This window comes from Mesorhizobium carmichaelinearum, from assembly GCF_900199455.1.
Taxonomy (GTDB): Bacteria; Pseudomonadota; Alphaproteobacteria; order Rhizobiales; family Rhizobiaceae; genus Mesorhizobium; species Mesorhizobium carmichaelinearum.
Window position 1 is genome coordinate 20,279 of the sequence record NZ_FZQR01000002.1, and the last position, 26,946, is coordinate 47,224.

At 58.1% G+C, this 26,946-nt stretch carries 26 protein-coding genes and 2 pseudogenes; 11 read left to right on the forward strand and 17 right to left on the reverse strand.

Annotated elements, in window-relative coordinates; all coding sequences use genetic code 11:
* Window positions 1-44: 44 nt before the first annotated feature.
* The 5 genes from CKW40_RS03415 to CKW40_RS03435 form a co-directional block, all read right to left on the reverse strand.
* The gene (locus CKW40_RS03415) at window positions 45-5,759 is read right to left on the reverse strand and encodes a hybrid sensor histidine kinase/response regulator (protein ID WP_095198548.1); all 5,715 of its coding nucleotides are present in this window, start codon (window positions 5,757-5,759) and stop codon (window positions 45-47) included.
* 275 nt (window positions 5,760-6,034) lie between these two features.
* The gene (locus CKW40_RS03420) at window positions 6,035-7,054 is read right to left on the reverse strand and encodes a YihY/virulence factor BrkB family protein (protein ID WP_095199111.1); all 1,020 of its coding nucleotides are present in this window, start codon (window positions 7,052-7,054) and stop codon (window positions 6,035-6,037) included.
* 124 nt (window positions 7,055-7,178) lie between these two features.
* A complete protein-coding gene (locus tag CKW40_RS03425) occupies window positions 7,179-7,841 on the reverse strand; it encodes a hypothetical protein (RefSeq protein ID WP_095198549.1) in 663 nt (220 codons plus the stop codon).
* Window positions 7,822-8,235, reverse strand: coding sequence for a phage holin family protein (locus tag CKW40_RS03430; RefSeq protein ID WP_095198550.1), 414 nt, complete (start codon window positions 8,233-8,235; stop codon window positions 7,822-7,824). The genes CKW40_RS03425 and CKW40_RS03430 overlap by 20 nt, the downstream gene beginning before the upstream one ends.
* A 13-nt stretch (window positions 8,236-8,248) precedes the next feature.
* Window positions 8,249-8,767 carry a hypothetical protein gene (locus tag CKW40_RS03435; protein ID WP_244571073.1) on the reverse strand — a complete coding sequence of 173 codons (519 nt, stop codon included), beginning with the start codon at window positions 8,765-8,767 and terminating at the stop codon, window positions 8,249-8,251.
* 404 nt (window positions 8,768-9,171) lie between these two features.
* Between CKW40_RS03435 and CKW40_RS03440 the strand changes: the two genes are divergently transcribed.
* On the forward strand, window positions 9,172-9,390 hold the full coding sequence (locus CKW40_RS03440; RefSeq protein ID WP_095198551.1) for a hypothetical protein: 219 nt from the start codon (window positions 9,172-9,174) through the stop codon (window positions 9,388-9,390).
* Between the two features lie 110 nt (window positions 9,391-9,500).
* Here the strand turns inward: CKW40_RS03440 and CKW40_RS03445 are convergent.
* Together CKW40_RS03445 and CKW40_RS43670 are read right to left on the reverse strand one after the other, a co-directional pair.
* A pseudogene (locus tag CKW40_RS03445) lies at window positions 9,501-9,723 on the reverse strand (DUF768 domain-containing protein).
* A gap of 690 nt (window positions 9,724-10,413) precedes the next feature.
* Window positions 10,414-10,581: a hypothetical protein gene (locus CKW40_RS43670; RefSeq protein WP_179297814.1), complete on the reverse strand. Its 168-nt coding sequence runs from the start codon at window positions 10,579-10,581 to the stop codon at window positions 10,414-10,416.
* Window positions 10,582-11,128: 547 nt separating this feature from the next.
* On the opposite strand from CKW40_RS43670, the gene CKW40_RS03455 reads away from it, so the two are divergent.
* Window positions 11,129-12,922, forward strand: a complete 1,794-nt coding sequence (locus CKW40_RS03455; protein WP_179297815.1) for a PAS domain S-box protein — start codon at window positions 11,129-11,131, stop codon at window positions 12,920-12,922.
* Window positions 12,923-12,983: 61 nt separating this feature from the next.
* Here the strand turns inward: CKW40_RS03455 and CKW40_RS03460 are convergent, their stop codons facing one another.
* The 4 genes from CKW40_RS03460 to CKW40_RS03470 form a co-directional block, all read right to left on the reverse strand.
* On the reverse strand, window positions 12,984-14,168 hold the full coding sequence (locus tag CKW40_RS03460; protein ID WP_280175379.1) for a DUF2252 family protein: 1,185 nt from the start codon (window positions 14,166-14,168) through the stop codon (window positions 12,984-12,986).
* Window positions 14,169-14,496: 328 nt separating this feature from the next.
* On the reverse strand, window positions 14,497-15,672 hold the full coding sequence (locus CKW40_RS03465) for a phospholipase D-like domain-containing protein (RefSeq protein ID WP_244571074.1): 1,176 nt from the start codon (window positions 15,670-15,672) through the stop codon (window positions 14,497-14,499).
* On the reverse strand, window positions 15,618-15,896 hold the full coding sequence (locus CKW40_RS44545) for a phospholipase D-like domain-containing protein (protein ID WP_244571075.1): 279 nt from the start codon (window positions 15,894-15,896) through the stop codon (window positions 15,618-15,620). The genes CKW40_RS03465 and CKW40_RS44545 overlap by 55 nt, the downstream gene beginning before the upstream one ends.
* 125 nt (window positions 15,897-16,021) lie before the next feature.
* Window positions 16,022-16,366, reverse strand: coding sequence for a low affinity iron permease family protein (locus CKW40_RS03470; protein WP_095198553.1), 345 nt, complete (start codon window positions 16,364-16,366; stop codon window positions 16,022-16,024).
* 600 nt (window positions 16,367-16,966) lie between these two features.
* Between CKW40_RS03470 and CKW40_RS03480 the strand changes: the two genes are divergently transcribed.
* On the forward strand, window positions 16,967-17,266 hold the full coding sequence (locus tag CKW40_RS03480) for a DUF1236 domain-containing protein (RefSeq protein WP_095198555.1): 300 nt from the start codon (window positions 16,967-16,969) through the stop codon (window positions 17,264-17,266).
* Between the two features lie 328 nt (window positions 17,267-17,594).
* Window positions 17,595-17,798, forward strand: coding sequence for a hypothetical protein (locus CKW40_RS03485; RefSeq protein ID WP_095198556.1), 204 nt, complete (start codon window positions 17,595-17,597; stop codon window positions 17,796-17,798).
* 40 nt (window positions 17,799-17,838) lie between these two features.
* On the opposite strand, the gene CKW40_RS03490 is transcribed toward CKW40_RS03485, so the two are convergent.
* Complete coding sequence (locus CKW40_RS03490) at window positions 17,839-18,048, reverse strand: hypothetical protein (protein WP_095198557.1); 210 nt, start codon at window positions 18,046-18,048, stop codon at window positions 17,839-17,841.
* 471 nt (window positions 18,049-18,519) lie between these two features.
* Here CKW40_RS03490 and CKW40_RS03495 point away from each other — a divergent pair, with 471 nt between their 5' ends.
* On the forward strand, window positions 18,520-18,756 hold the full coding sequence (locus tag CKW40_RS03495) for a hypothetical protein (RefSeq protein ID WP_095198558.1): 237 nt from the start codon (window positions 18,520-18,522) through the stop codon (window positions 18,754-18,756).
* 316 nt (window positions 18,757-19,072) lie between these two features.
* On the opposite strand, the gene CKW40_RS03500 is transcribed toward CKW40_RS03495, so the two are convergent.
* Complete coding sequence (locus CKW40_RS03500; protein WP_095198559.1) at window positions 19,073-19,579, reverse strand: DUF6894 family protein; 507 nt, start codon at window positions 19,577-19,579, stop codon at window positions 19,073-19,075.
* 58 nt (window positions 19,580-19,637) lie between these two features.
* On the reverse strand, window positions 19,638-19,922 hold the full coding sequence (locus CKW40_RS03505) for a photosystem reaction center subunit H (protein ID WP_095198560.1): 285 nt from the start codon (window positions 19,920-19,922) through the stop codon (window positions 19,638-19,640).
* 538 nt (window positions 19,923-20,460) lie between these two features.
* On the opposite strand from CKW40_RS03505, the gene CKW40_RS03510 reads away from it, so the two are divergent.
* The 3 genes from CKW40_RS03510 to CKW40_RS03520 all read left to right on the forward strand — a co-directional run bounded on the left by CKW40_RS03510 (window position 20,461) and on the right by CKW40_RS03520 (window position 22,578).
* Window positions 20,461-20,973, forward strand: a complete 513-nt coding sequence (locus CKW40_RS03510; RefSeq protein WP_095198561.1) for a YciE/YciF ferroxidase family protein — start codon at window positions 20,461-20,463, stop codon at window positions 20,971-20,973.
* Between the two features lie 26 nt (window positions 20,974-20,999).
* Entirely contained in the window at window positions 21,000-21,251 is a 252-nt protein-coding gene (locus tag CKW40_RS03515) for a hypothetical protein (RefSeq protein WP_244571076.1), read from the forward strand.
* A 256-nt stretch (window positions 21,252-21,507) separates the two neighbouring features.
* Entirely contained in the window at window positions 21,508-22,578 is a 1,071-nt protein-coding gene (locus CKW40_RS03520; RefSeq protein ID WP_095198562.1) for a YihY/virulence factor BrkB family protein, read from the forward strand.
* A gap of 402 nt (window positions 22,579-22,980) precedes the next feature.
* Here CKW40_RS03520 and CKW40_RS03530 read toward each other — a convergent pair whose 3' ends face one another.
* Window positions 22,981-23,961, reverse strand: a complete 981-nt coding sequence (locus CKW40_RS03530; protein ID WP_095198564.1) for an SDR family oxidoreductase — start codon at window positions 23,959-23,961, stop codon at window positions 22,981-22,983.
* Between the two features lie 197 nt (window positions 23,962-24,158).
* On the opposite strand from CKW40_RS03530, the gene ku reads away from it, so the two are divergent.
* Together ku and CKW40_RS03540 are read left to right on the forward strand one after the other, a co-directional pair.
* Window positions 24,159-24,983 carry a non-homologous end joining protein Ku gene (gene ku / locus CKW40_RS03535; protein WP_095199114.1) on the forward strand — a complete coding sequence of 275 codons (825 nt, stop codon included), beginning with the start codon at window positions 24,159-24,161 and terminating at the stop codon, window positions 24,981-24,983.
* 35 nt (window positions 24,984-25,018) lie between these two features.
* Window positions 25,019-25,324, forward strand: coding sequence for a helix-turn-helix domain-containing protein (locus CKW40_RS03540; protein WP_342202916.1), 306 nt, complete (start codon window positions 25,019-25,021; stop codon window positions 25,322-25,324).
* A gap of 30 nt (window positions 25,325-25,354) precedes the next feature.
* Here the strand turns inward: CKW40_RS03540 and CKW40_RS03545 are convergent, their stop codons facing one another.
* Together CKW40_RS03545 and CKW40_RS03550 are read right to left on the reverse strand one after the other, a co-directional pair.
* Complete coding sequence (locus tag CKW40_RS03545) at window positions 25,355-25,645, reverse strand: hypothetical protein (protein WP_095198565.1); 291 nt, start codon at window positions 25,643-25,645, stop codon at window positions 25,355-25,357.
* A gap of 13 nt (window positions 25,646-25,658) precedes the next feature.
* Entirely contained in the window at window positions 25,659-25,856 is a 198-nt protein-coding gene (locus tag CKW40_RS03550; protein ID WP_095198566.1) for a hypothetical protein, read from the reverse strand.
* Window positions 25,857-25,987: 131 nt separating this feature from the next.
* Between CKW40_RS03550 and CKW40_RS45940 the strand changes: the two are divergent.
* Window positions 25,988-26,698: pseudogene (locus CKW40_RS45940) on the forward strand (IS1 family transposase); the annotation flags it as partial.
* Between the last annotated feature and the right edge of the window lie 248 nt (window positions 26,699-26,946).

Below are 26,946 nucleotides of genomic sequence, written 5' to 3' on the forward strand. Positions count from 1 at the left end.
CTTTTCCTATCCTGTTTCTCGGAGGCTTTTGCATGGACCAGCCGTCAGTTCACTGCCACGAGCATTTGTTCCGGGTTCTCCGCGCGTGCCCGGGAACGACCTATCCAGACGCGAAGCAATGCCAGCAGCAGATCAAGATCGACCGGCTTGGCGATATAATCCGAAGCACCGGCGTCCAGACATTTCTGCCGATCGCCCTTCATCGCTTTGGCAGTAACGGAAATGAGCGGGATGTGAGCGATCGCCGGCGTCCCGCGAATGCGCCGCATCGTCTCGTAGCCGTCCATCTCCGGCATCATGATATCGATCAAAGCTGCATCAACATCGGGAATCTGTTCCAGCAGCGCGATACCGTCTCGGCCGCGTTCCGCATGCAGCACCTGTATATCGTAGGTCTCCAGGACGCTGGTGAGCGAGTAGATGTTGCGGATATCGTCGTCGACGATGAGAACCTTCGCCCCCGCCAGATCGGACTTGCCGGTCTGTTCGGTTCCTGGTCCGTCGTCGTCTTCCCGTCCTTCTCCCGGCAGTGTTGCCGAGATATGTAGCGCCAGCTGAGCAAAATTCTCAGCCCGCGGCGCATTTGCAAGCGCCGGGTTCAACGCCAGCACCTGTTCAAGCGCATCAGGATGAGGGGCAAAGAACAGGAGCTGCGGCAAAGCTTCGCCGAATTGGCCAGTGACCTCGTCCAGCGCTTGTGCGTTGTCTTTGGCGGAGCGCCCGCAGCCGAGCACCACGGCATCGTATGAAGCCATGCCGATGTCATCCGCGTTTGCCGCGAAGCGGCCGACCGCAGTGACCGAGGTCACGCCGTCGCGGATCGCTTCGACGAGCGATAGCCGGCGCTCCGGATCTGGGTCGGCGACCAGAACGCGACGCTGAACGCGAAGCTTCCTGGAATGGATATCCTGGAACACCTTCATGAGTTCATCGGAGGAGACAGGCTTGGTGGAAATGCTGGACGCCCCCCTGCGCGCAAGACTTCCGATATCCTCGGCGCCCGAGATGACGTGGACGGGAATGCCCTTGGTCTTTTGATCATGGCGCAACAGGTCGAAAAGCACCCAGCCGTCGATATCCGAGAGCCCGAGGTCAAGCGTAATGGCGTCGGGAACCAGTTTGCGAGCCAGGGCCAGGGTGCCGGAACCGGCGTTCGACAAGACGCCTTTAAGGCCCGCCGAACGGGCAAGACCAAGCAGCAACCCGCCAAAGGTCGGATCGTCCTCGACGATCAGCACGACGCGATCGGTCGGCGCGATGGAATCACGGTCATCGATCAGCTCTGCCGAAGGCGGACTGCCGAGCGATGCCGGCGCGGCACCAGCGTCCGCTTGCGGCGGTAAGGCCGATTGCGCTGCCGCGACCCGGGGACCGGTGAACGGGATGACAAGGGTGAATGTCGAGCCCTTCCCCGGCGTACTTTCAACCCGCAACTCGCCGCCAAGCAAGCGCGCAATCTCCCGGCTGATCGAGAGCCCAAGCCCGGTGCCGCCATATTTGCGGCTGGTGGTGCCATCGGCCTGTTGGAAGGCCTCGAAGATCAGTTTCTGCTTGTCTTCTGGAATGCCGATGCCGGTATCGGTCACAGCAATCGCCAGGGCCTTCGCGGAGTGCGCCGAGCCGTTGCGCCGGCCGGACTTTTCAACTCGGAAGTTCAGGCTGACCTCGCCCTCCGAGGTAAATTTGAATGCGTTCGAAAGCAGGTTCAGGACAATCTGCTGCAGGCGCTTCTCGTCCGTGCGGACAGTTTCCGGGAGAGCCGGGTCCACCTTGATGGTGAAGCCAAGGCCCTTGTCGGCCGCCAACTGACGGAACGTACGCTCCATATGCTGCCGCAGATGCGTCACCGGCATATCGTTGACGTCGATGGAGACAGTACCGGACTCGATCTTCGACAGATCGAGGATGTCGTTGATGAGGCTGAGGAGATCTGTGCCTGCGGAGTTGATCGTGCGTGCAAACTCAACCTGTTTCTCATTGAGATTGCCTTGCTGGTTGGTTGCGAGCAGGTTTGACAGAATGAGCAGCGAATTGAGCGGGGTACGCAGTTCGTGGCTCATATTGGCCAAGAACTCGGACTTGTACTTCGAGGTAAGCGCCAGCTGCTCGGCTTTTTCCTCCAGAGCGCGCCGTGCCATCTCGATTTCGAGGTTCTTGTTTTCCACCTGCTTCTTTTCGTTTTCGAGCAGCTGCGCCTTTTCCTGCAACTCCTCGTTCGTCGCATGCAGCTCTTCTTGCTTCTTGGTCAGTTCGGTCTGGCGCGCCTGCAGTTCGGAGGTCAGTAGCTGCGACTGCTTGAGCAGTCCCTCGGTGCGCATCGTCGCGGCAATGGTGTTGAGAACGATGCCGACGGACTCCATCAGCTGATTGAGGAACGACTGGTGCGTGTCGCGGAATTCCCCGAACGAAGCAAGTTCGATCACGGCTTTGACCTCATCCTCGAACAAGGCGGGAAGGATGATGACGTTGGCCGGCGAGGCGCTGCCGAGACCTGACGTGACGCGCAGGAATTCCGGCGGCACATTGTCCAGCATAATGGCACGCTTGTCGGCAGCACTTTGCCCGACCAGACCTTCGCGCAGATCGAGACGCTGTTTGATGGCAGCCTTGCTTTCGGCGCCATAGGACGCCGCGAGCTCAAGATAGGATTCCTCTTCATCGCGATTGGTGACGTAGAAGACCCCGTATTGCGCGTTCACCAGCGGGGCGAGCTCGGACATGATCAGCCGCGAGACGGTGGCTAGGTCGCGTTCGCCCTGGAGCATCCGCGAAAATCGCGCGAGATTGGTCTTCAACCAATCCTGCTCGGCATTCTTCAGCGTCTGATCCTTCAGATTGCGGATCATTTCGTTGATGTTGTCCTTGAGCGCGGCGACTTCACCGGAGGCTTCGACGCTGATCGAGCGGGTGAGATCGCCCTTGGTCACCGCCGTCGAAACCTCGGCAATGGCACGCACCTGGGTGGTCAGATTGGCAGCGAGCTGATTGACGTTGTCGGTGAGATCGCGCCAAAGGCCGGCGGCGCCAGGCACACGCGCCTGTCCGCCGAGCTTGCCTTCGATGCCCACTTCACGCGCGACATTGGTCACCTGGTCGGCGAAGGTAGCGAGCGTCTCGATCATGCCGTTGATGGTGTCGGCCAGCGAGGCGATTTCGCCCTTCGCGTCCACCGTCAGTTTGCGCTTGAGATTGCCCTGCGCGACCGCTGTCACGACTTCGGCGATGCCACGCACCTGATTGGTCAGATTCGTCGCCATCAGGTTGACGTTGTCGGTCAGGTCCTTCCAGGTCCCAGCGACGCCTTCGACGCGGGCCTGACCACCAAGCTTGCCCTCGGTGCCAACCTCGCGCGCCACGCGGGTCACCTCGCCGGCAAAGGAGTTGAGCTGGTCAACCATAGTGTTGATGGTCGACTTAAGCTCAAGGATTTCGCCCTTGACGTCGACCGTGATCTTTTTGGAGAGGTCACCGCGCGCCACAGCGGTTGTCACTTCGGCGATGTTGCGCACCTGGCCGGTCAGGTTTTCAGCCATCGAGTTGACGTTGTCGGTGAGGTCCTTCCACGTGCCCGCAACGCCGCGCACCTGCGCCTGGCCGCCAAGCTTGCCTTCGGTGCCGACCTCGCGTGCCACACGTGTGACCTCCGACGCGAAGGAATTGAGCTGGTCCACCATCGTGTTGATCGTGTCCTTCAATTCCAGAATCTCGCCGCGGACGTCGACGGTGATCTTCTTCGACAGATCGCCAAGCGCCACAGCCGTGGTCACTTCGGCGATGTTGCGCACCTGGCCGGTCAGGTTCGCGGCCATAGCATTGACGTTGTCCGTCAAATCCTTCCACGTGCCGGCGACGCCACGCACCTGTGCCTGGCCGCCCAGCTTGCCGTCGGAGCCAACCTCGCGCGCCACGCGCGTCACCTCCGATGCGAAAGAATTGAGCTGATCCACCATCGTGTTGATGACGTCCTTGATCTGCAGGATCTCGCCCAGCGCATCGACCGTGATCTTCTGCGTCAGGTCGCCGGTGGCGATGGCGGTCGCCACCTTGGACACGTCGCGCAACTGCACCGTCAGATTGCCGGCCATGGCGTTGACGTTGTCGGTCAGGTCCTTCCAGGTACCGCCGACGCCTTCGACATGAGCCTGTCCGCCGAGCTTGCCTTCCGAACCGACTTCGCGCGCGACGCGCGTGACTTCCGAGGCGAACGAATTCAACTGATCGACCATCGTGTTGACGGTGTCCTTGAGCTCGAGGATTTCGCCCTTGACGTCGACGGTGATTTTCTTGGACAGGTCGCCGCGCGCCACGGCCGTCGTCACCTCGGCAATGTTGCGCACCTGCCCGGTCAGATTGGCGGCCATCAGATTGACGTTATCGGTCAGATCCTTCCACGTGCCGCCGACGCCTTTGACCTCGGCCTGGCCGCCGAGCTTGCCTTCGGTGCCGACCTCGCGCGCCACGCGCGTCACCTCCGAGGCGAATGAGTTTAGCTGGTCGACCATCGTGTTGATGGTGTCCTTCAACTCCAGGATTTCACCCTGCACCGCCACGGTGATCTTCTTCGACAGGTCTCCAGAGGCAACCGCGGTCGTCACCTCGGCGATGTTGCGCACCTGACCAGTGAGGTTTTCAGCCATCGAGTTGACGTTGTCAGTGAGGTCCTTCCACGTGCCCGCAACGCCGCGCACTTGCGCCTGACCGCCAAGCTTGCCTTCGGTGCCAACTTCGCGCGCGACGCGCGTCACCTCGCCGGCGAAGGAATTGAGCTGATCGACCATCGTGTTGATGGTCGATTTCAGCTCAAGGATTTCGCCTTTCACATCGACCGTGATCTTCTTCGACAGGTCGCCCAAGGCGACGGCTGTCGTCACCTCGGCGATATTGCGCACTTGGCCGGTCAGATTCTCGGCCATGGAATTCACATTGTCGGTCAGATCCTTCCATGTCCCGCCGACACCTTCGACGCGCGCCTGGCCGCCGAGCTTGCCTTCAGTGCCGACCTCGCGCGCCACGCGCGTCACTTCCGAAGCGAAGGAATTGAGCTGGTCGACCATCGTGTTGATGGTGTTCTTCAGTTCCAGGATTTCGCCCTTCACGTCGACCGTGATCTTCTTCGACAGGTCTCCGGACGCAACAGCCGTCGTCACCTCCGCGATGTTGCGCACCTGGCCGGTCAGGTTCGTTGCCATGGCGTTGACGTTGTCGGTCAAATCTTTCCACGTCCCAGCAACGCCTTTCACGCGCGCCTGGCCCCCGAGTTTGCCTTCGGTGCCGACTTCGCGCGCCACGCGCGTCACCTCGGAGGCGAAGGAGGCAAGCTGACCAACCATGGTGTTGACGATCTTGCCAATGCGCAGAAATTCACCGCGCAGCGGTCGGCCGTCGATCTCGACCATCATCGTTTGCGATAGGTCGCCCTTGGCGACGGCACCGATGACGCGGGCGACTTCAGCTGTGGGCTGGACCATGTCTTCGATCAGATCATTGACGGACCGGACACTGGATTCCCAACTACCAGTGGCGTTTCGGACGCGGCCACGTTCGCCTATGCGTCCATCCTTGCCGACAACCTTGCTGAGCCGCTCGAATTCATGTGTCACCTGATCGTTCAGATCGACGATCTCATTGAAGATTTCTGCGATCTCGGAATCGATGCCTTCATAGACATTGTCGATGCGGACGGAGAAATCACCGCGCCGAAAGGCTTTTAGAGAATTCAGAATGCTTCGACGGTCCAACTGCTTTTTGGATGCCTGCACAGTCACAGCCCCACTCCCAGCCCTAAGATTAGATTGCCCCCTGCGGCCAAACGGTACATCCCGCCGCAACCGGAAACGCGGCACTTCCACGTTTGTTCCGTGGGCAGAGCTGCGCCCCATTGTAAGGTTCTATTTGGAAGCCCGCGTCACCAGACGCCAATCAGTGCCACAGTGCCAAAAGGACTCGCCCTCCGATACCTGAACGCCGCCGTGGGACTCGGCATCCCCGGCGGCCAAACTCTGGACAAGGGCTTGCGCCTCCGGTCCAGCGTGGGTCAGCTATCCCTGTCGGAATGAAAACGCCGGAGACCCATCATAAGCGCGGTCATCGTCGCGCTCGCGCACGCTACCGCAAGGACGGCGACCACGCCTGCAGAGTCGGATCTTGTCGTTGCGCGAAATGGGACGTTTGCTGCTGGCACAGCACTGTGAACCAGCGGGGCCAGATCCGACCTACTGCCGTGTCGAACGGAATAGGCGCGCGTGAATTCGGCGCCGAGAAGAAAAATTTCTGATGAGTAGTAAACCCAGAGGAGTATCACGAGCAGCCCACCGGCCGCCCCATATGAGGACGCGACCGCGCTGGAGCCGATATACCAGCCGATAAGCGACTTCCCGAACGTGAACAGGGCAGCGGTGACAACGGCGCCAATGCCCACGTCGCGCCATTCGAGGGTTCGATCAGGCAAAACTTTGTAGATTGCGGCAAACATCCCCGAGATCAGAGCAAACGAAACGATCGCGTTGATCGTGCCAAGGACTATTGTACCAAACGGCAGGTGAGCGTTGATGATATTTCCCAGCGCCGATATTGCTGCGCTGGCAACGAGGGACACGAGTAACATGAAACCGAGCGCGGCAACCAACCCGAGACTTGCTGCACGAGCGCGGACCAGACGTGACAGGGAATTTCCCTGAGGTTCAACCTTCCAGATCGTGTTTAGCGATTGCTGCATTTCCCCAAAGACACCGGATGCCGCCACCAATAAGGTGACTACCCCTATCACCGCGGCCCAGCTTCCGGACAACCTATTCGAGGCGCTCTCCAGTGCTGTCTGGAGGAGATCCGCGCTTTCTGGGCCCATCAGCCCCGAAATCTGGGCAGACAAAGCCAATCTTGCAGCATCCTGACCAAAAACCAGTCCAGCGATAGCAACCACAATCAGCAAAATGGGCGCCAACGAGGTGGTCGCGTAAAAAGCCATTGCCGCGCCGTGACTAAGAGCATTGTCGTTGACAAACCCGACTACGCTCTCTCTGACCAAGTCCCATGCATTTGTGATCGAGCGGCGCATTTTTGCGTCCATAGGTATTTGCAGCATTTTCAACAGCGTTCATTAGCAATGCGCCAGAACTTCCGGTGTTCCGATTAGTGCTCAGCACGCTATACGCGGTGTGGTTGTCCAGGCGCACCATCGCTTAGTCCTGATTGCCGCCATCCTTCGAGCCACCGAAATAATCGCCGGCTACAGCCATGAGCACCAAGAAAGCGGCGGAATACCTGGCGAAGCCGAAGGACTGCGCCGCTGCCAGTTTTGCACCGCGCGAATGCAGGCTAACGAATTCGGAAGCGGCGCTCTGGAGTTCTTCTGCCGCTTTGCCGAAAAGCTCACGCTCTTTCCCGGTCGCCTTGAACGAACGACCGATAACGTGGCCGATCAAAAGCCCTCCCGCTGAACCGGCAAGTACCTTTGCCCGAGCCACGTTGCTGAGGCCCTTGCGCTGGCTCCCTACGTTCGGAACGCTTAGACGACCCGTGTGCTTGCCGCCGCTCGATATTTTCACGTGCGGCTCGGACGCGTTCACGAGACCGCTGGCGCCTTCAGCGCTTTTTCTGCCGGCATCAAAAACTGCTACGGCCCCCAAGGCTACCGCCGCCACCGTGCCGCCGTTTTGCTTGATGGCGTCTGAAACGCCACCAACGGCCCCGACCATCTTGTCCTTTGCGTACCGAGTGGTCACTTCGACCAGGTGATGGGGCTGCAGGCGCCGGCTTATCTCGGCGACAGGTGCAAACAAGGCCTGCCGTTCGATCCGCATTTGCCCCACGATCTCGCTGAGATCATCGTTGCGTCGTGCCATAACGGATCCCCTGCTTCAATGCAGCCAGATCGCTGCGCACCTGGTTGACGGTCTCGATAGGCGTTACGGTCCATCCCACCAGCGCTCGCTTGGCCAAATAAAGAGAGAGCAAGCCCCCGGCAATCAAAACGACGCCAACTATCAGACAGGAAAACATCGCGCCTATACCAAAATAGATCATCGCCAGGATGAGAAACTCTACGAAAGCGAAAGCTCCCAAGACAAAGAAGATGCCGGCTGCCACCCCGCATGCGCCGGAGGAGGCGACGGCCGATGCCTTGCTTCTCATTTCCGCTTCAAGCAGGCGCAAATCCAAGCGCATCAACGAGGCGATTTTTTCCAGCGCTTCGTTGATGATGCCGGCGAAGGGCTGACGATCTATCCCATCATCCATCTGAGGACTCCTCTCAGGAGCGATTCGAACTGCCCATGATGCGGGTCAGCACCACACCAGCGAGGATTCCCACTCCGAAGAACGCCGCCGGTTGGCGCTGTGCGAATTTGGTAACGGACTCGAGCAATTCCCCGACGTTTCGATCTCTTATGTCCGTGGAGATTCGTTCGACGCCTTCGGCCGCACTACGGACCATGCCCGCGACCTGAGGCGACTGCTTTTCTATGCCGTCAGCAGCCTCCTTGACAGAATGCGCGATGTTGGCAATGGCGTCGGCACCAGCGGTTTTGTTCGTCTCGACTGCTTCCTTGAACGCGCCCGCCGCATCGGAGACGACTGAGCCGGCATAATCCCTAGCATCGGTCGAAACAGAGGCCGCAGCGGTTTTCAAGTGGGTCGCGGTCTCGGACGCGCTTGTCTTCAACTTGTTGAGGGCCTCCTTGCTGTTACCGGCACCGCTATCGTCGGCCCGCCACTCATTCTCGTTCGGTACACTGGACCCGGGGAAGCCGCTTGTCTCTGGCGTGTTCACAATGTTTCACTCCTGTTGTTTTAAAATGAACTTCGCCATCAGCGTGCGGTTCCTGCCTTCGCAGAATATTCCCATTGCACCTCTCCACTGAAGGCTGGCTTCGTGCGGTAAGCGTGAGCCCGGTCCGGAGCTCGTCTCGAATAAACACGGGGCGAGACCTCGGTGGCGTGGAACAACTCAGAAATCGCGGTTTGTCGTAAGGCAACCTGCGCCGCGTTTGCGGTCCAACCTAGTCGGCGGCCGGCGGTCACGCCGACGCGATCCGCTCCATGATCTCAGGCCGGTACTGATTTGACTCGCTAACCGATTGTCGGAAGCGTACAGTTCGTTCGTCGCCCGCCTCCAATGGCAAACGGGCGCTTGAAAGAGTCGATCACGCTTTCGCCCAATCGGGAGTATGCGAGATGACCATTCGCGGAACGGCTGACGAAATACGGTTGGCAACACTTACCAGGATTTTGGACGACTATTGCGAGCAAGCTGGCATTGAGGGCTCGCACCCGGCGCGTGAGCATTTGGCACGCCGCTTGATCGCTCTATTCAGCGGCGGCATCGATAGACCGGACGATATCCGGATGGCTCTCGACAGTGCATCGAATGGTTGGCAGACCAATCATATTTGATCAGGTGTTACCAGTCATAGGGGCTACAGCACACTCGTAACAGCCTCCGCCTTCCGTAGACGCTTCGATCGCCCCAGCGTTGTCCGCGAATTTCGCGCAGCTGTCGTATTCTATTCCGGCCTGCCAGGCACGAAGTGGACGATCGCGTCGAGGAGGGTGCGATAGAGGCTATCGACTTCCTCATCTATCTCATCCCGCTTAATGCCCACCGACTTCGCGTCCGCGATAAGCTTTTTGTGTGAGTTCATCGACGGAAATGACGTCGGCCTTCGTCGTTTCCAGAATGTTGTTGGCTATCCACTGATCGAGAAAGTTGATTCCGCGTGCGCTCATCAGGTCACAAGCTCGATCGATCCCGTAGGTTCCGGATCGAACTTCATAGAGAGGCCGCGGGATACCGCCGTGTCGACGATCAGCGCTTCGATTCATCGCGGTTTATGAATATGCCCACAATGGAAGCGAGATCATCCTCTTGGCCGATGGCCAAGATCACTTCCGCACCGATATTGCGGGCAGCTTGGATCGCCCGTCTCCCGCAAAAAATATCGCGCAGAACTGAACATCTGACAAGCCAAACCGCTCAGTTCGGCTCACTGACTACGGCTTCGTCCACCTCTGCCTCCATCTGGTCGCCAATAGATTTGGCCTTGGCGATGCCAACAAGAGGGGCGTCGTCAAAGCCTTACAGCTCGTCAAAGCCTTACAGCCATGCGTCGGCATATTCCTCCCAGAAACAGGGCACAACGCGCTCACTTCCGTTCTTGTGTGCTTGTGCGCCATACATCCGTGCGTATGTGACACGTTCCTGGTCCTTCTTGGGCACGGCCATTTTCTCACCTCCTCGAACGTTGCTGACTAAAAGCGGTGCGCCCGCCCAAGATACCAGTCGAAACATTCGCCAACCCGGTCCCTAACCTGGCTTCATCGATCCCGTGAAGGCGGCCATTTGCGCCTTCCTAGTCGCCATGCGGCTTTTCCCGGCTGCCTCGACGATTTGAGAAGAACAACCGAGCCGAATAGTTCTCATGTTTGGCCCTTTTTAAGCATCCGGGCCTCCCGCACGATGGAAGCATAATCGTAGCCGACCATGGCGATCAGCTCTCGAACCTGCGCCTCCGAAATCCTCGTCTCAAGCGCCAACTTGCGCACAAACTCGGCTCTCCTATCGAAGGGTTCAGATTCTTCAGCCATTGAGGTTCAATTCCCCACCGGCTCAAAGGTTCATTCCGGCTTAGACGAAGAGACGGCTGGCGATCGAGACGACTCCGCCTCGGTGGTGTTCCGTGGTAAATTTCTTGCGTCAGATGGGCGATGCTTCGGCGAGCCCGCCTTATCGACGGGGGCTCCCACAGACAGGCGCCGGGCGCGCAGGCGATCAGTCTTCGCGTTGCGAATCTGCCGCTCTGCTTCAATCGTCAGTTTTGACTCCCGGTCGGCACGCTCCGATTGCCCTTGTCGACTCGTCTTTGGATCACGAAAGCCTCCCGGCTCACCGAACCTTGCATGCCAATCCGCTGAAAATGTTCCTTCGCGGGATCAAGACGTTACAGTTCGGTCGCCAACCAGAAGGAGAGCGCCATAGGGTCGGCCGCCTGCAATTGGTCGACGATGGCTTGCCAACCAGACAGCGTCAATTTGGGGAACTTCGGCGCCAAAGTGGAACCGGAACCATTTCACTTTGCCGACGTTCCACAAGGTTACTGAGCGGTTGGGAATTAAGCGCAATGGAAGCCCAGTTATGACGGAGCTAATGTCGGGGCTTGGCCAGCACGCGGTAGATTATGAAGATTTTTTTGAGAACGGGGGGATTGGTTTGCATGTCGTTGACCGTGCTGGACGCATTCTTCACGCCAACAGAGCCGAATTGAAACTGTTGGGGTATGACGCCGCCGATTACATCGGTCGTGACATCGCCAGCTTCCACGCTGATGAGGATGCCATTGATGATATCCTCGCTCGTCTTTCGCGCGGCGAAGTCGTCGAACGCTATCCCGCTAGGCTCCGCGCCCGTGACGGCTCCATCAAGCATGTGGAAATAAGTTCAAGCGGCCAGTTCGAAAACGGCGAACTCGTGCATACGCGTTGTTTCACTGTCGACGTATCGCAAATCAAATCCGTCGAGCGGGCGATGACCCAAAAAGAGGCCCGCTACCACCAAATACTGGATGCATTGCCAGTTGCCATCTATACAACAGATGCACGAGGTATAATTACCTACTTTAACAGAGCTGCTGCCGAACTTGCCGGCCGGGAACCGAAGATCGGCCAAGATCAATGGTGCGTCACTTTCAAGCTGTTCACTGTCGACGGCAAGGCAATGCCGCATGACCAATGTCCCATGGCGATCACACTCAAAGAGGGCCGCCCTGTCCGGAACGTCGAAGCAATTGCCCAGCGCCCGGATGGAAGCTTTTTTCCGTTCCTGCCGTTTCCCACTCCATTGCGGGACGAGCACGGACAGCTCACTGGCGCCGTCAACATGCTCCTGGATCTGACGGACCGGAAAAGAGGCGAAGACGCCGTCCAGCACTTATCTGCGATTGTAGAATCGTCCTTCGATGCGATTGTTAGCAAGGATTTGGACGGGTTTATAAGGAGTTGGAACAGAGGCGCGGAGCGGCTGTTTGGATATGCGCCCGCCGAAGCTATCGGGCAGCATATCGGCATGCTGATCCCGCCCGACCACCACGATGAGGAGCCAAGGATCCTTGAGCGTCTAAGGCGCGGCGAGCGGATCGAGAGCTATGAGACAATCCGCCAGAAGAAGGACGGACAACTGGTGCCGGTCTCTCTGACCATTTCGCCAGTCCGTGACGCCACAGGGCGCATCGTCGGCGCTTCAAAGATAGCACGCGACATAACCGTGACCAAGGAGAACGAACATCGCATCCGGATGCTGATGCGCGAGGTCAATCACCGCGTAAAGAACCAGTACTCGGTGATCCTTTCAATGATCCGCGAGACTAACAAGCGGTCCCAGAGTCCCTACGACTTTGAAAAGCAGGTGCGGGAGCGCATCATGGCCCTGTCGAGGTCTCATGATCTGTTGGTCTCGGCCGACTGGAAAGGCGCCACGGTCTCCGATCTGCTGGCGGCCCAAGCCAAACCCTTCGGCCGGGAAGACGCAATTACCATGGAAGGCCCACCGATCAGGCTCAGTCCCAATGCCGTCCAATATCTCGGCATCGCTTTTCATGAATTATGCACAAACTCTGCCAAGTATGGAGCGTTGTCCGGCAGCCAGGGCACTATCGCAGTGACTTGGGGCATTACGGGTGAGCAAGGCAATCGAACATTGAAGCTGATTTGGTCTGAGGAGGATGGTCCTCGGGTCAATTCAATCGCGAGGAATGGCTTTGGCAGCGTCGTGCTTAAGCGTGTTGCCCCGCAGGCATTGAGTGGAACCAGCGACCTGAAGTACGGCGCCAATAATGTGGTCTGGACGCTCGAGGCGCCGGCACCTTTCGTCGAGGCCTCACTGTTCGATGACCGCGGTACGGACTGCGATTTGAGGGATAGTGCATCACTCTAAGCTGCAGCGGCCTCTCATCCAGTTCCCGCCGGCGGGAGGATGGTCCGCTGACACGGCGCCTTTACCGCACCGAAACCTCCCGCTTGTCCAAAGCAAAACGCCGGCAATGCTCGAGATAGGCGACTTCGTGATCGGCGAGCAGATCAATGACGCTCGCCCAAAGCCAAGATGGCGTATCCATCTCGCTGCCATCAGAGCGAAGCAACTCTTTGGTCCAAAGGCGCCACGTGCCGGCATCCATCTGTCTGCGATGAGCTTTGCCGACAATACCACCGAGATGGCGGGCTATGGCCTCGATCTGCATGCTGTTCAGACGGTCTATTTCCAATTTGAGATCTTGCGGTGTCACTTCACGCACGAACACCGGCCTACCCATCACTGTCCCTGACAGCATCCGCTCACCCAAATGTGGGGACAGCGCCCTTGCGCCTGCAATGACACGTTCGGCGTGGCCACGGGGCATGGTGGCATCAGGGCTGGACGGGGCAACCGCTGTGGTTGCCTCCTTCAGGTCAAGCAACGCCATCCGGCTATGCCTCCCCTGCACCAAGGCAGCGTAGCGGAGATGGCCGAGGGAACTGCACCCTTTGATCCAGTATGCAGCGTCCAGTACCTTCAATTTGCCCCTTCTCGCCTTGTCGACGTCGGGCGATAGGCGCGACACATCGGTGCTCTGAACGAATGTGAGCACCTGATGCCGTTCACCGCGATGAAGAGGCCAAAAGCGCTTGCTACGCGGCAAAACAGCGCTCATCGTCTCCAACCGTTCCATCGCCAGAGCGTGCCAGCGGCGACGGACCGCATGCTGTATCAAACTCCGTAGAGTCTTCGGCTTTGTTTGAGAGTCCCGTCCTTTGTCAGGGCCTCGAGAGGCCGACACATAGCCAACGAGAAGTTGGACGAGCATGCGTGCCGTTGTCACTCCAGGCAGATCCGAACTGCGAATAGCCGACGCCAGCGAGAGCCCCAATCGGACCAGATCATGGGCCGGGTTGCCGATGACGGTTTGGTCGAAATCGCGGATTTGAATGTCGACGTTCCCCTCCAGATCCGCCAAGGCGCCAAGATTGCCGAGATGGCAATCACCGCAAATCCATATTGCCGGGCCCTGCGGCAGCGCCGAGCCGTTTCTGCCAAGCCATTCATAGAACCTGATGACGCTGCCGCGCACATAGGCGTGAGGTGATTGCGCCATTTTCCGGTTGCGGACGCGCTCAAGATAACCCTTACGATCTTTAAAATTCACTGAGTTCTCTCGGTATGCCGCGCGACCGATAGCGGCCAAGCGGAATCTGTCGTCGCTCTCCCGGCCCCATCCTGCGGCATGCCTTCAGCGTAGCGTGTGCCTCGCCGATTGCCTTTGAACGCGCGCGGTCCATATTGTTCAGCTCTCTTGCTAGAGCCGGTATTATGTCAAAGCTCGGCGGCCTCGAAGCGGAGCTTGGTCATTGGTATCTCCTATTTCGATGCAATGTCCGGATCGGCTTTGCGTTCCAAAAATCGCTTCGCATCCTTCTGTCCCAGAGGACCGAGCCTGCGTGCGACTCTCTTGTCGAACCACCAACCATCCCCTGCTAAAGCTGGGATTCGATCGGGAGATGCCTGACCAGGGCAGCCAGGATGCGGCGGAACCATGCTGCCTCGGGTTCGCGAGTATAGGTCTGCGGTCTGCCTTCATCGCTGCCATGCCAGCGCAGAACTTCGTTCTTCAGTTCGAGCCGGTAGCTCGCTTCCGGCGCTATCTCCGATTTGAACCGATGTCGCAGTTCCGCGACCAGCTTCTCGTCTTCAAAAAGCACGCCCATTTCCGAATTCAACGATACGGACCGCGGGTCGAAGTTGAAGGATCCGACGAAACCGATGCGGTCGTCAACGCTGAACGCTTTGGTGTGCAGACTGGCGCCTTTGGATCCAAATACGGAGATCTTGGGCTGCCGGCTAAAGGGCTGAAGCTCGAAAAGCTGCACGCCCTTTCTCAGCAAGCGCTTGCGATAGTTGGCATAGGCTCCGTGGACGGCGGCGACATCGGTCGCTGCCAAGGAGTTGGTCAAAACAGCGACCTGCACCCCGTCGTCGACGAGGCCGCCGAGGATTTTTGAACCCTTCTTACCGGGGATAAAATACGGGGACACGATTTCCACGCGCTTGCGCGCCGACTGGATGATTGGGAGCAACTCCTTCATCAGCCAACCGTGCGGTCTCCAGCCTCGGACCTTCTCTGGAGGGTCGGAGATCACGCGCACGCGCTCGACCCAATGTACGTCATTGCTCGCCGCTATGAACTCGGCGATGGAGCCCTTGTCTCCGATACCGCTCAAAAGCGTCGACTCGGTGTCCGCGTCGCTTCCCTCGAAATAGGAGGCATGCGAGCCTGGCGCGGCTACACCGAGTTCGCCTATTGGCTTGGCGTCCTGGCATACCCAGAAAGTCTGGAAGATTTGCGCGGTTTGCTGGACGGCGGGACCGAGGAGCAGCATGTCGAGGTCACGGAAATTCGTCTCCGCCGCGTCAAAATAGGCATCGCCGACATTACGCCCACCGACGATGGCGATGCTGTCGTCGGCAATCCAGGCCTTGTTGTGCATCCGCCTTGTCAATGCAAAAAGCCGCAAAAGGACTTCCACCCCGCGCATGATGCCGCGCGCTCTGATGCCGCTCGGGTTGAACAATTTGAGTTCGATGTTTCGATGGTTGCTCAGCGCCAAATAAGCGGCATCGCTCTTGCGCGGATTGACGTCGTCGAGCAGCATTCTACGCGCACGCCCCGCTGGGCCGCCCGGACAACTTCCTGCAAAAGCAAGCGTCCCGTGTGGTCGTCGTGCCAGAGATAATACATGAGATCGAGAGTGCGAACCGCGCCTCTTGCCGCCAAAACACGCGCGGCGAAGGCATCATAATTGTCGGAGATCAGCAGCAGGCCGCTCTTACCTGCTTTGATTTTATCGGCCGATGTCTGCGTAATCGAGACGTCCATGAATTGACCAGTTTTGGAGGATAACGAGGCGCCGTTTATTAGGCCAAGAACCCGCCAGCGCTGATCTGGTTGCACGAGGGTCTTGAGCCTGCTGAGAGCTCACGAACAGCTAGCCCGTATGATAATCAGGTGGCTCGCCCATTTCGTTGCGCTGCTTCTTGTTCAAGCATCGCAATCTTTTCGCGGATCTCCTCTGGCTCGGCATGCTCCAGGCCGACAACGTCGTTTCTGGTCTCCCTAAGCGAAACGACGATCTCATCGAGCTTGGCGTGGATGGCGGCGGTATCGCGATAGCCCTGTATAAGGACAACACCGGTGATCACAATGGCGGCCACCGAAAGGGCATAGGTGACCGCGTTGGTCAGTCCGAACGGCACCAACGCGGTGCACAGCACCATCGCGACCATCATGACGTAGAAGCCCGGCGGCCGGGAAAGGAAGTCCGCCGCCACAAAAAGGATGCGGTTCATTATAGCGTTCCCATAATTGCGCTGCCGGGGGCTCGATCTCGCGCCGAACGCCGCCTTGGATACAACGACACCGTCATATCTTGGCCAGAGCGAATACGGCTATCAGCGCGGTGAGACCGACGCAAATGGGCACAGCCAGTAGGAAACCGGCCTCTATGAAGCGAGTCTGTTTGTCGTTGAACATTCAATCACCCGTTGCTGGCTAAAATTCAAGTTAACAAGCGGTCGCTCGCCGCGGCGAGCAAACCGTTGGCAACGCAGCTGCACTGATTTTGAGATGTGGGCTGTCCAGTTCAGCCAAGGGATATTCCAATCACGAGCAGAGATATGGCCAGGACGAAAACTGGCGCTAACAACCAACGCGCTTGACCAACACTTCTGTCCATGGATTCGTTCCTCGGTTCCGTGGCGGACAACTTCCGCGACGGGTGACCGTTCCAAGCTGCGTGGCCGGCAAGACTATTGCGGAGTCTCGATCGGACTTTGGTCCAACCTCTCCCCCCGACTGAAGTCCATCCAAGGGAACGATTGCATCCACGCCAAGTTGGCGGTTGGGCTTCGACATCGTCGATCGGGGCCAATCTCACAAGGAGCACGACTATGAAATTGCATGTCTCTGCCGCAGCTGCGGCATTTCTTCTGCTCGCAGGCGTCGGCATCGCGACGGCCGAAGACATCATTATTCAGCCGGAGCAGGAAACGGTTATCCGTGAATATGTGAAGAAGCAGCCGCTTGCGTCGGTGAAGGTTCCTGGAGTGGAACTCAACATCGGCACGGCGCTGCCCGACACCGTCGAACTTCGCGAAGTTCCCAACGTCAAATACCGCTATGTCGTGATCGACAACCGGACGGTTCTGGTCGATCCGACCACCCACAAGATCGTCAAAGTTTACGACTGACCAGCCTTGCCAGCCAAAGCCCGTCGCCTCTCCCGGCGGCGGGTTCTCAACAGAAACGGAAGATCGCAAATGCAAGATCTCGCAAAATCCGATGCCTTGGGCCGCGCGGTGAAAACCTCCGGACCAAGTTCGCAAACGCGAAAATTACCTGAGACATGAAGGCCTTTCGAAAAGTCGCAACGGTGATGGCGGACTATCAAGGCCTCATCGACGGCGACGACCTGATCCCCACCTCTTTTCTCAATGACGATTAGTTCATTCCCGGCCATTGGCCTAAGGTGAACCAGCCGCCCGCGTCTAAGGCGTCGGGTTGGAACAAGGAAACGCCATGACTTCGACGGCAGCGCTGATCTGGTATCTGGTAATCGCCGGCCCGCAGGGCGGCATGGCAGTGTTGCCAAGCACTTTCGACAAGCGCGAACAATGCACTGCCGCAATTCTCGAATACCAGAAGCAGCCAACACCGCCGGGCTGGACCCTGCAGTGCATCCCCAGCGCCTCCCCATTCACCAACAATGGATCCGCTGAATAGTGCGATGCAGAGCAATCGGCTCCTCTGACGCGACCTCGCCTCAGCTCTTAGCCTCGACATCGGCTCCCAGAAGCTTGATATGTTCGCTCGCGATTTTGAGCAGAGTTTCGGCGGTCTCCCGCGCTGTCCATCCCTGGGCCTCCGATTCGGTCACCAAGGCTGCGAATGCCGTTTCCAAGGCGACTTCGCAGTTGACCATTCGATCCGGACTTGCCTCCGGCAATATGGGCGGTTGAATGGTCTGGGACATGCGCGATCTCTTCAATAAAAAGGGAAAGCCCGCGCCTCTCGTGAAGAGCGCGGGCCGATCAAGGTGTCTCGCCCGATCTTCGGCAGGTGACGCGAGGGAGCATTGCCTGCCGCAATCACCAACCTTTGGAAGGCACTAATGTTCCAGACCAACCGATCGAAAGTGCGCTGACCCTCGAAGTGCACGATGATCCGCGAAACGCCTTTTCAGCGTCGAGGAACCGACGAGCTGGTGGCTTTGTAGGCAGTGATCGCGGTTTATCCCTCAGCCAAGGAACCGCGGAATCCAACAAATTCACCGGGCAAGTTCCCAAAGGGCCAGCGCCCAAGCGGGTAATTTAATCGTTCCTGTACGTCAAAGTGAAATGACACGCTTGGCGAACTGTCCCATAGCTGGGCAGTCGGCGGCCAATTTGTGGGCTCCGCTGCTTGGGAGCGACGATCGCACTCTCGCCCGTAATGGAGGCGCCTGATGCTCGACCAACCAATTCGCTCACAAAACGAGGCGTTCTACCCGAACGACCTTAAGACCCTAAGGCTCGCCTTCGACGCACTTTGCGCTGAATTCTGCGTTCTTCCCGACACAGCTGATGCACAGGGGATTGCCCTCGAGCTGATAAGGCTATTCCAAACCGGCATGGCAAGTGGAGATATGCTGATGATGGCGGTGCGTGCCCGTTGGCAAAACGAATGGAAGATTGCTGGCTAGACCGCCCTAGCCGCCGCGAGCGCGCCCAAGAGGACCCCAAAGACAGCAGAATGGCCCGGATCTCTGTCCGACCCTCGCCGATCAAGTTGGGAACCTGGACCAGGCAGCGCCGCTCAGGAACGAACGCTGCATCATGCTCAACCTGCCGCAGGCTTCGAGGTTCGAGACAAGCAAAAAGCCCGCCACCGAGGCAAGGGCGGCAGGCCTATTGTGAAGCTATCCGACCAAGTCTCCGGCTCGGTTTGCCAGAGTGGGATCAATACGCTCCGTGTCCCACAATCACCTGCCTGTGTTCCATCGAAGCACGCTCGCTTTGCTATTGGCTGGCCTGACGAGCCGCCTCAGCCTCCTGTACATCCACCGTGTAGAGCAGTTCGCCCTGTTCGTCGGAGACCCGCACCAGCCAACCAGACAAATCATCTGTTCCGGGCTCCAGATCGACCAAGAGATCGACCGCACAGCGAATTGCTTCGGCGCGCGCGGCGTCAAAGCTCGGCATGCGGGACGGAGGAATCCTCCGACTGGTTTCGCCGTCGCGATAGTCGAAAACATATACATCGCCCGCCGCATCCCTAACCGACGTCACCGAAACTTCGTCAAAGTTGCCGTTGCTGGTGGCGTCGTAGTCGTTCGAGGCAAGACCAAAGGTGGCGGTTTGGACGAGGATAGCCTTCGCGCGGTCCAGCACGATTTCCTCGTTCCCCTCGATGTTGGCCATATCCACGGTAACGCATTCATTGCCCTGGCCACAAAACAGCACGCGCAATATCGCTTGACCGTTCGGTGCGGTGGCATTCAAGACTTGGGTACGAACGATTTCCATTGCAGGCTCCCGGCTTTTTCTGTTGGCAGAATGGTCCGGACGATGCCGGCCGCCAATCTCAACCTTGGTGCTCTGGCATATCTTCGAGCTGGGCCTTGGTCCAGGTGGTAACGGCATGAACATCACCCTCTTCATCACGCATGAAATCCAGTTGGTTGGCTGAAACCGCCACCGGCTTGGCGCCGATGCCGAGAAAGCCACCTACGTCAATGACAATCTGGCTGCCGTGCTGATGCGAAACGGTGCCGACCTTTTCGTTGTCAGCGCCATAGATGGGCGCGCCGTCAAGAATCTCTGGTGTCAGTTCACTGCTGGCAAGCCTTACATGATTGGTGTGGTCCATCGTTGCATCTCCTAATGGGTTGGGCGTGTCACCAATCTACGAGCAGGCTAAGGGTTCCCATTAGGGAAGGCCCTTCGCGGCAATCAGGCAGGCTCCAAGCTGCGGCGCACCGGTTGCCCAGTGCCATAACAGCAGCCAGATCCTCAATGACCTACCTCTTGCTTGCAGGATGAACACCAGCAAAGGTTCCGATGAGTTCACTTCCCCCCGTAATCCCAGACTTGAACAACGTCATCAGCGTTGCGGCGTGTGCCTCGCGCTCCTTGGCCGAGGCATCGGCAGGCAGGGGTGCTCGCTGAGGGCGCCAGAGCAACGGAACGTCGCCTAGTTTGAGAATGCCCGCATTGCGCATTGGATACTCGAAGATCACTCGCTCCTGTCCTGGCCCGGCACCTAAACGGCCCAGCAAGGCGTCGGTCGCCTAACCACATCAAATATCCGGCACTTGCTTTTTTTCTTTGCGGCGGAACCAGTCGACAATCGTGAAGTTGCTTCTGCGCCTTGATTTGAGAAGCCAAACAAACCAGGAGATAGCCAGATGGCGACGACAAAACCGGCCGCGACCAAGGGTCTAGGCGAACTGTTCCGAGATACGCTCAAGGACATCTATTTCGCCGAGAAAAAAATCCTCTCGACATTGCCGCAAATGGCCAAGGCCGCGCAGAGCCCCGAGCCGAAGGCGGCGTTCGAAAAGCACCACGGCGAGACACAGGAGCATGTGGCTAGGCTCGAAGAAATCTTCGAGGTTCTCGGTATGAAGCCCCAGGCCAAGACCTGCGCCGCCATTATGGGTATCACCGAGGAAGGCGCTGAGATCATGAAGGAGTACAGGGGCAGCCCTCCCTTGGATGCTGGTCTCTTAGCCGCCGCGCAGGCAGTCGAGCACTATGAGATTTCGCGCTACGGCACCCTGCGCACCTGGGCGTCGGAACTCGGATTGACTGCGGCGGTCCAGTTGTTGGACCTCACGCTCGCCGAAGAGAAGAAGACAGACGTCGCCCTTACCGAGCTCGCGGAGTCGGCGGTCAACGTCGCCGCAGAAGCGGCGTAGCAAGGTTTATTGCCTTTGGATGAGCCTTGGTTGCCAAGGCTCATCCACACAATCAGCGCATCGGCATCTCAGCGGCGCAACAGGAGTATGACATGGGCTTTTTCGGCAAGTTGTTCTCAGGCCTGGATCGCAAGCCGCCAGCCGACAAAAAAACGAGTGGAGACATGCGCAAGGCAACCGGCGCCGGCCCGGCGATCGCGGCTCATTCCAAAGACGCAAAGACGTCGGCAGCGACCGGTCAAAATCCAGCGGCGGCCAAGAAGAAATCAGCGAACTGATAGCCGATGTTGCACGCGACTTATCACAGGCTGCATGCGTTGCGGCTTGACGGTTCGTAGGGTTAGCGGGAACAGCTATGCCGTTCACGGCGTTGAGAGGAGCCAAGCCCGGGCATTGGAGGCGAATTGGTGGAAGCGCTCGGCGGCAACCCAACAACAACGGGTCAAGACAGGAACGCACTGGCGCACCCGCTGGAGTCTTGGTCGACTCAATCCGGCGATGATCGTCACTTGGGTGGACAGTGAGGTTAAACGAGTGACTTCGAAAGCGAGACGAAGCCCGCAGCCAAACGGCAACGAGGCCTCGTTGATCGATGGAGAAGCGGCCAGTCGCGCGGCATCCACTACGGAAGAGAGTAAGGCCGCTCTGCGGTCGGAGGGCGGGGACCGCGGCCGCGACGCGGCTTGGCCGTCCCAAATACCAGCACTTGGATGGAAAGATATTTTCTGGCGCTTGTGGGAGGAATTCAACAAGGACCGGGTTCTGCTCGTCGCCGCCGGTGCCACTTTCTACCTGCTGCTGGCACTCTTCCCGGCTTTGGCGGCGTTCATCTCAATTTATGGATTTGTCGCGGATCCGATCACGGTTGCCGACCATGTCGCTTATCTCGGCGGATTGCTTCCATCAGGCGGGCTGGACCTCATTCGCGATCAGTTGCAAGCTTTGGCCAAGCAGAAACCAGGGGCGCTCGGCATAGGTTTTTTCGTCGGGCTTGGTATCGCACTTTGGAGTTCCAACAGCGGTATGAAGGCACTCTTTGATGCAATGAACATCGCCTATGAGGAACGCGAAAAACGCAGCTTCATCACGCTCAACCTCATGTCGATCCTGTTCACGGTTGGAGCGCTGCTGATCGGCATCGTGCTGTTGCTCACGGTGGGCGTCGTTCCCGCACTTTTGGGCTATTTCTATCTTGACTCGTGGACGGAAACGCTAGTCGCGGTATCTCGGTGGCCGATCCTTGTCGGTGCGATGTTGACCGGAATTTCCTTGCTTTATCGCTTCGGACCGAGCCGTGAGCGAGCCAAGTGGCGCTGGCTGAGTTGGGGCGCGTTGATTGCAACGGTGGCATGGATCGCAGCGTCGTGGCTGTTCTCGTTCTATCTGCAGCATTTTGCCAACTATAACGCCACCTACGGCTCGCTCGGCGCCGTTGTCGGCTTGATGATGTGGACATGGATTTCCGTCATCATCCTTATCGCTGGAGCCGCCATCAATGCCGAGATGGAGCATCAGACAGCCGTCGACTCGACCACGGGCCCGCCCCTGCCCATGGGCAAGCGTGGCGCGGTGGTGGCTGACACGTTAGGCAAGACCGCAGACTGAGGCTCCAAATGAACGTTGCACCGTGAACGACGACTTCATGATTAGGACATGTCAGGACGTTCGGGCTGGACCCGCCGATTTTCTGATTTGCTACCGCCTCCACCATAAGGACGAAGAGGCTGTGAACCTCTTCGTCAATCTCACGGGATGAAATGCCTTCCACCAATGCATCCCCAATCGTCCTGTCGGCGAGATCAGTGATCGAGGAAGGGTCGGCGGAGGGGTGATCTGGAACGTTCTCGTTTATCCATTTGTGTAGAAAGGCGAGGCCACGTCTGCTCATGAAATGGCTAATTTCACTCCGCGAAATGGTTCCCTTTGAGCCATTGTAGAGACCGGACGGACGGAATTTGCCGTCGCCCGAACTGAGATCACCTAGGCCGTTCCTTCGCAGGATGATGCTCAATAACCACCGATCACGGGCAGGATCTCGCCGGTGATGTAGCTTGAGCATTGTGGCGACGCCAAGAAGACATAAGCAGGCGCGATCTCCTCGGGCTGCGCAGGTCGTTTCATCGGGGTCTTTGCGCCGAACTTCGAAACATCGCTCGCTTGCTTTTCGGATGGGTTGAGCGGTGTCCAGACCGGGCCTGGCGCGACGGCGTTCACGCGGATTCCCCTGTCGATTAGATTGCCCGACAGCGCCCTTGTGAAAGCGTGTATCCCGCCCTTGGTCATCGAGTAATCAACCAATTCCTTCGATCCGCCTATCCCAGTGATCGATCCAGTATTGACGATCGCGGATCCCGGCTTCATGTGCGTCACAGCTTCCTGGGCCATATGGAAATAGCCGTACAGGTTTGTCTTCAGCGTAGTGTCGAAATGCTCTTCGGTCAGGTCGGCGAAGTCGCTTGAATGTACCTGGAAGGCGGAATTGTTAACGAGAACGTCCAACCCACCCAGCTGCTTGATCGTAGCGGTCACTGCCTTTCGGCAGAAGCCACGATCGGCGACATCGCCGCGGAGAATGATGCAGCGGCGGCCCTCGCTTTGCACCGCTTGTTTCGTCACCTCGGCATCGCCATCCTCCGATAGATAAACAATGGCAACATCGGCGCCTTCGCGGGCGAACAAAACAGCGACTGCCCGGCCAATACCGGAATCGCCGCCAGTGATCAGCGCCACCTTGCTTTCGAGCTTACCAGAGCCCCGCCAAAACGGGGCGTCATAGAGCGGAGCCGGCTTGATATCGCTTTCGTTCCCGGGCTTGGGATGATGATGCTGCTTGGGAAATGGAGGTGCCGGATATCTTCGCGCACCTGCTTGCATGGCGCCAGTCGGCTTCGATTTAGGTTTGGCCCGGTCGTCCGAGTCGACTTGTCGCTGTATGCGTTGCTGCTTTTCTTTTGCGTTGGACGTGTTGATCTTGGTTGCGGCGGGCATCGATGTCTCCTGTGTTGTCAGAGACAACGCGCGTTTGTGGAAAAGGTTGATCGCCGCCGCGACAGCATGGAAATCCGCGTTGCATCTCCATTTGGCTCTAACGTTCTTGTTGGGTTCGTCCCTTCCGCCAAATCGGCGGCAGGAGGAACGATTTGAAAGGAAACTCGTTGGCTCTGAGCCGAAACAGGATGAACGATATGGTCGCGCCGCGTGCTGTCTGGAAAGGTTTTTTGAAGGTTGGCTCGGTTACCTGCGGCGTCAAGATTGTTGGCGCCACCAGCGAAGCCTCGAAGATTCACTTCAAGATTTTGAACCGCAAGGACGGCCTGCCTGTCAAAAGCGTCTATGCCGACGAGAAGACAGGGGAGCCGGTCGAAACGGAAGACCAGGTCAAGGGTTTCGAGGTGGAGAAGGATGAATTCCTCCAGATCGAGCCCGACGACATCAAGGCGCTCAAGCTCACCTCGGATCACACATTGGAGGTGGGTGAGTTTGTGGCGATCAGCGAGATCGACACCCGCTATCTAGAGAAGCCCTACTACCTCATTCCAGCCGACGACGCGGCCGTCGAGGCATACGGCGTGATCCGCGATGCCATGAAGAATAAGGGCGTCGCAGCACGGTCCTGCATCGTGCTCTACCAGCGCGGCCGTGAAGTTGTTATCGAGCCATATGGCAAGGGCATGGTGATGACCGAACTTCGAAACCACAACGAGATGGCCTCCGAGGACAGTGTCTTCGATAGCATGACCAAGGCGAAATACGATCCCGAATTGCTTGAGATCGCCGGCATGCTCATCGACAAAAAGGTGACCACTTTCGATCCCTCGAAATTCGAAGACACCTACGAAGATGCGCTGATTGCCATGATCGACGCGAAGCGCAGAGGCAAGGCGCCCCCAAAGGCGGCGCCCAAGCCGCAGGAGAACGTCATCAACCTGGCCGAGGTGCTCAAGAAGAGCCTCGCGCAGGAAGGATTAGCGACGCCTAAGACGAGCACTCCGAAGCGCAAGAGCGCTTAGTGCAAACCCGCACAGAGTCGATCAAGGAGCCGTTTGTGACCCAATTGACTGTCGAGCAATGTCGGGCGGCGCGGGCTCTGGTGGACTGGTCACAAGCCAGGCTCGGCGCCAAAGCGCAAGTCAGTGAGGGAACCGTTCGGGACTTCGAGAAGAGTAAGCGCGTTCCGGCCGGCGACATGCTGGTTGCGATGCGATCCGCGCTTGAACTGGCGGGGGTTGCCTTTCTAAGTGATGGTGAGACGATCCATGGCGGCCCAGGCGTTCGGCTCAAGACGTCAACGGCGCCGCGCACGCCCATCCAGGATGGCGAAGCGGGAATTATTCAAAACAGCGAAATGTAAGCCGCCGCTCGGACCGAGCCATCGCTGCCGTTACCTTTGATCGTTGTAGGGCTCTTTCGTTTGTCCAACCATCTTCGCGAATTCCGAAAACGGTAGAGAATTGTTCGCGATCTGCAGAAGACGGATTGGAAAGCAGATGGCGTCGCGATTGGCCGGCGGCATGTCTTCGTAGGTGCGCTCGTCGCCGGTGAAATTGGCTTCGGACTTCCGCAACGCGATATCGATGTCGTCGACTGAAAGCAGGCCTTTGTGGACCAGCAAATTGTTGATCGACTCGACCGCCATCATCAGACCTTCAAGCTGAAGATTGGCGACGTTCATGGCTTGGAACTCTTTACCTGGTCGGATGGTTCTGCCCGTCTGACTGGTGAGTCTTGTCGTCCACCTCATTGACGGGGCGAGTCAGTCCAACGCCATTCTTGGGCTTCTTGTTTCCGGCCGCGTCCTGAGTGAACGCATCCGAAGGGTCGGCGCCGGTCTTTGCCGGATATTTTGTCGCCCCAGTTTCGCGATGGTTTTCGTTGTCAGACATGTCTTGGTCCTCCGTGTGATCAACGATAACCGCACCCGGCAGCGCTAGTTCCGCTCCAGATGGAACATTCCCTACGGCCGGTCGTCGGCCAGCAAAGGAGACACGGAAATGGCCAAGATCAAGAATCTCGGCGCCACTATCAGTGTGATGAAATTTGGTCGTTCGTCGGCGCGAAGGCGAAGAATGTTTCGGCCATGAAGCAGCTGGTTGACGGCGCTGGCGACGTGTGGACTTGGACCGCGCTCGACAGCGACAGCAAGCTTATCATTTCCTGGCTCGTCGGCGGTCGCGACGGCGAATATGCGCTGGCCTTCATGGATGACGTGAAGGAGCGTCTTGCCAGCCGCGTCTAGCTTAAGACGGACGGCCATCGCGACTATTCAATGCGGTCGAGGAAGCCTTTGGAGCGGACATCGACTATGCGATGCTCATCAAGGAGTACGGCGAGCCGGAAGGCAAGAAGACGTCTCCAGAGCGCCGCTATAGCCCCGCCGTCTGCACTGGCGCGACCAAGACGCGGATTGAAGGCAATCCCGATCCTATGCATGTCGGCACATCGCATATAGAGCGCGCCAATCTCACCATGCGTATGGCAAACCGCCCCTTCACGGGCCTCACCAATGCGTTCTCGAAGAAGTTCGAAAACAACGTCCACATGGTCGCGATTTATACCGTTTGGTACAATTTCATCAAAAATGCACAAGACGTTGAAGATGACGCCGGCAATAGCGGCTGGCGTGTCGCAGACGCTTTGGTCGATGGAAGACCTTTGCGAGAAGATGGATACCGTTGCGCCTAAGCCGGGCAAGCGTGGCACCTACAAGAAGCGAGTAACAATCTAGTCGGACTTCTGATGTTTGTCCTGCGACCTCAGTCGAGCGGATTATGTGCTATAGGCAGACGTGAGGGGACTAATTCCATGGGCCAGCCAAAACGGCGTATTGCCTTGATATGTCTTGTCTTGGCGAGCGATGCCAACGCCCATGGCTGGTATTCGGGCAAGACTGATCCTGTTCTTAATCTCAAATGTTGCAGCGATCACGATTGCCACCCAATCGATTCCAGCGATGTCCGATCGACTAGACAGGGC

Excerpts from the sequence above, each read along its gene's own strand:
- CKW40_RS03420 (WP_095199111.1), bottom strand. The coding sequence starts at position 7,054 with ATGCGCCGCTCGATCACAAATGCATGGGACTTGGTCAGAGAGAGCGTA.
- CKW40_RS03425 (WP_095198549.1), bottom strand. The coding sequence starts at position 7,841 with ATGGCACGACGCAACGATGATCTCAGCGAGATCGTGGGGCAAATGCGG.
- CKW40_RS03430 (WP_095198550.1), bottom strand. The coding sequence starts at position 8,235 with ATGGATGATGGGATAGATCGTCAGCCCTTCGCCGGCATCATCAACGAA.
- CKW40_RS03440 (WP_095198551.1), top strand. The coding sequence starts at position 9,172 with ATGACCATTCGCGGAACGGCTGACGAAATACGGTTGGCAACACTTACC.
- CKW40_RS43670 (WP_179297814.1), bottom strand. The coding sequence starts at position 10,581 with ATGGCTGAAGAATCTGAACCCTTCGATAGGAGAGCCGAGTTTGTGCGC.
- CKW40_RS03455 (WP_179297815.1), top strand. The coding sequence starts at position 11,129 with ATGACGGAGCTAATGTCGGGGCTTGGCCAGCACGCGGTAGATTATGAA.
- CKW40_RS03465 (WP_244571074.1), bottom strand. The coding sequence starts at position 15,672 with ATGCTGCTCGACGACGTCAATCCGCGCAAGAGCGATGCCGCTTATTTG.
- CKW40_RS44545 (WP_244571075.1), bottom strand. The coding sequence starts at position 15,896 with ATGGACGTCTCGATTACGCAGACATCGGCCGATAAAATCAAAGCAGGT.
- CKW40_RS03470 (WP_095198553.1), bottom strand. The coding sequence starts at position 16,366 with ATGAACCGCATCCTTTTTGTGGCGGCGGACTTCCTTTCCCGGCCGCCG.
- CKW40_RS03480 (WP_095198555.1), top strand. The coding sequence starts at position 16,967 with ATGAAATTGCATGTCTCTGCCGCAGCTGCGGCATTTCTTCTGCTCGCA.
- CKW40_RS03485 (WP_095198556.1), top strand. The coding sequence starts at position 17,595 with ATGACTTCGACGGCAGCGCTGATCTGGTATCTGGTAATCGCCGGCCCG.
- CKW40_RS03490 (WP_095198557.1), bottom strand. The coding sequence starts at position 18,048 with ATGTCCCAGACCATTCAACCGCCCATATTGCCGGAGGCAAGTCCGGAT.
- CKW40_RS03495 (WP_095198558.1), top strand. The coding sequence starts at position 18,520 with ATGCTCGACCAACCAATTCGCTCACAAAACGAGGCGTTCTACCCGAAC.
- CKW40_RS03500 (WP_095198559.1), bottom strand. The coding sequence starts at position 19,579 with ATGGAAATCGTTCGTACCCAAGTCTTGAATGCCACCGCACCGAACGGT.
- CKW40_RS03505 (WP_095198560.1), bottom strand. The coding sequence starts at position 19,922 with ATGGACCACACCAATCATGTAAGGCTTGCCAGCAGTGAACTGACACCA.
- CKW40_RS03510 (WP_095198561.1), top strand. The coding sequence starts at position 20,461 with ATGGCGACGACAAAACCGGCCGCGACCAAGGGTCTAGGCGAACTGTTC.
- CKW40_RS03530 (WP_095198564.1), bottom strand. The coding sequence starts at position 23,961 with ATGCCCGCCGCAACCAAGATCAACACGTCCAACGCAAAAGAAAAGCAG.
- ku (WP_095199114.1), top strand. The coding sequence starts at position 24,159 with ATGGTCGCGCCGCGTGCTGTCTGGAAAGGTTTTTTGAAGGTTGGCTCG.
- CKW40_RS03545 (WP_095198565.1), bottom strand. The coding sequence starts at position 25,645 with ATGAACGTCGCCAATCTTCAGCTTGAAGGTCTGATGATGGCGGTCGAG.
- CKW40_RS03550 (WP_095198566.1), bottom strand. The coding sequence starts at position 25,856 with ATGTCTGACAACGAAAACCATCGCGAAACTGGGGCGACAAAATATCCG.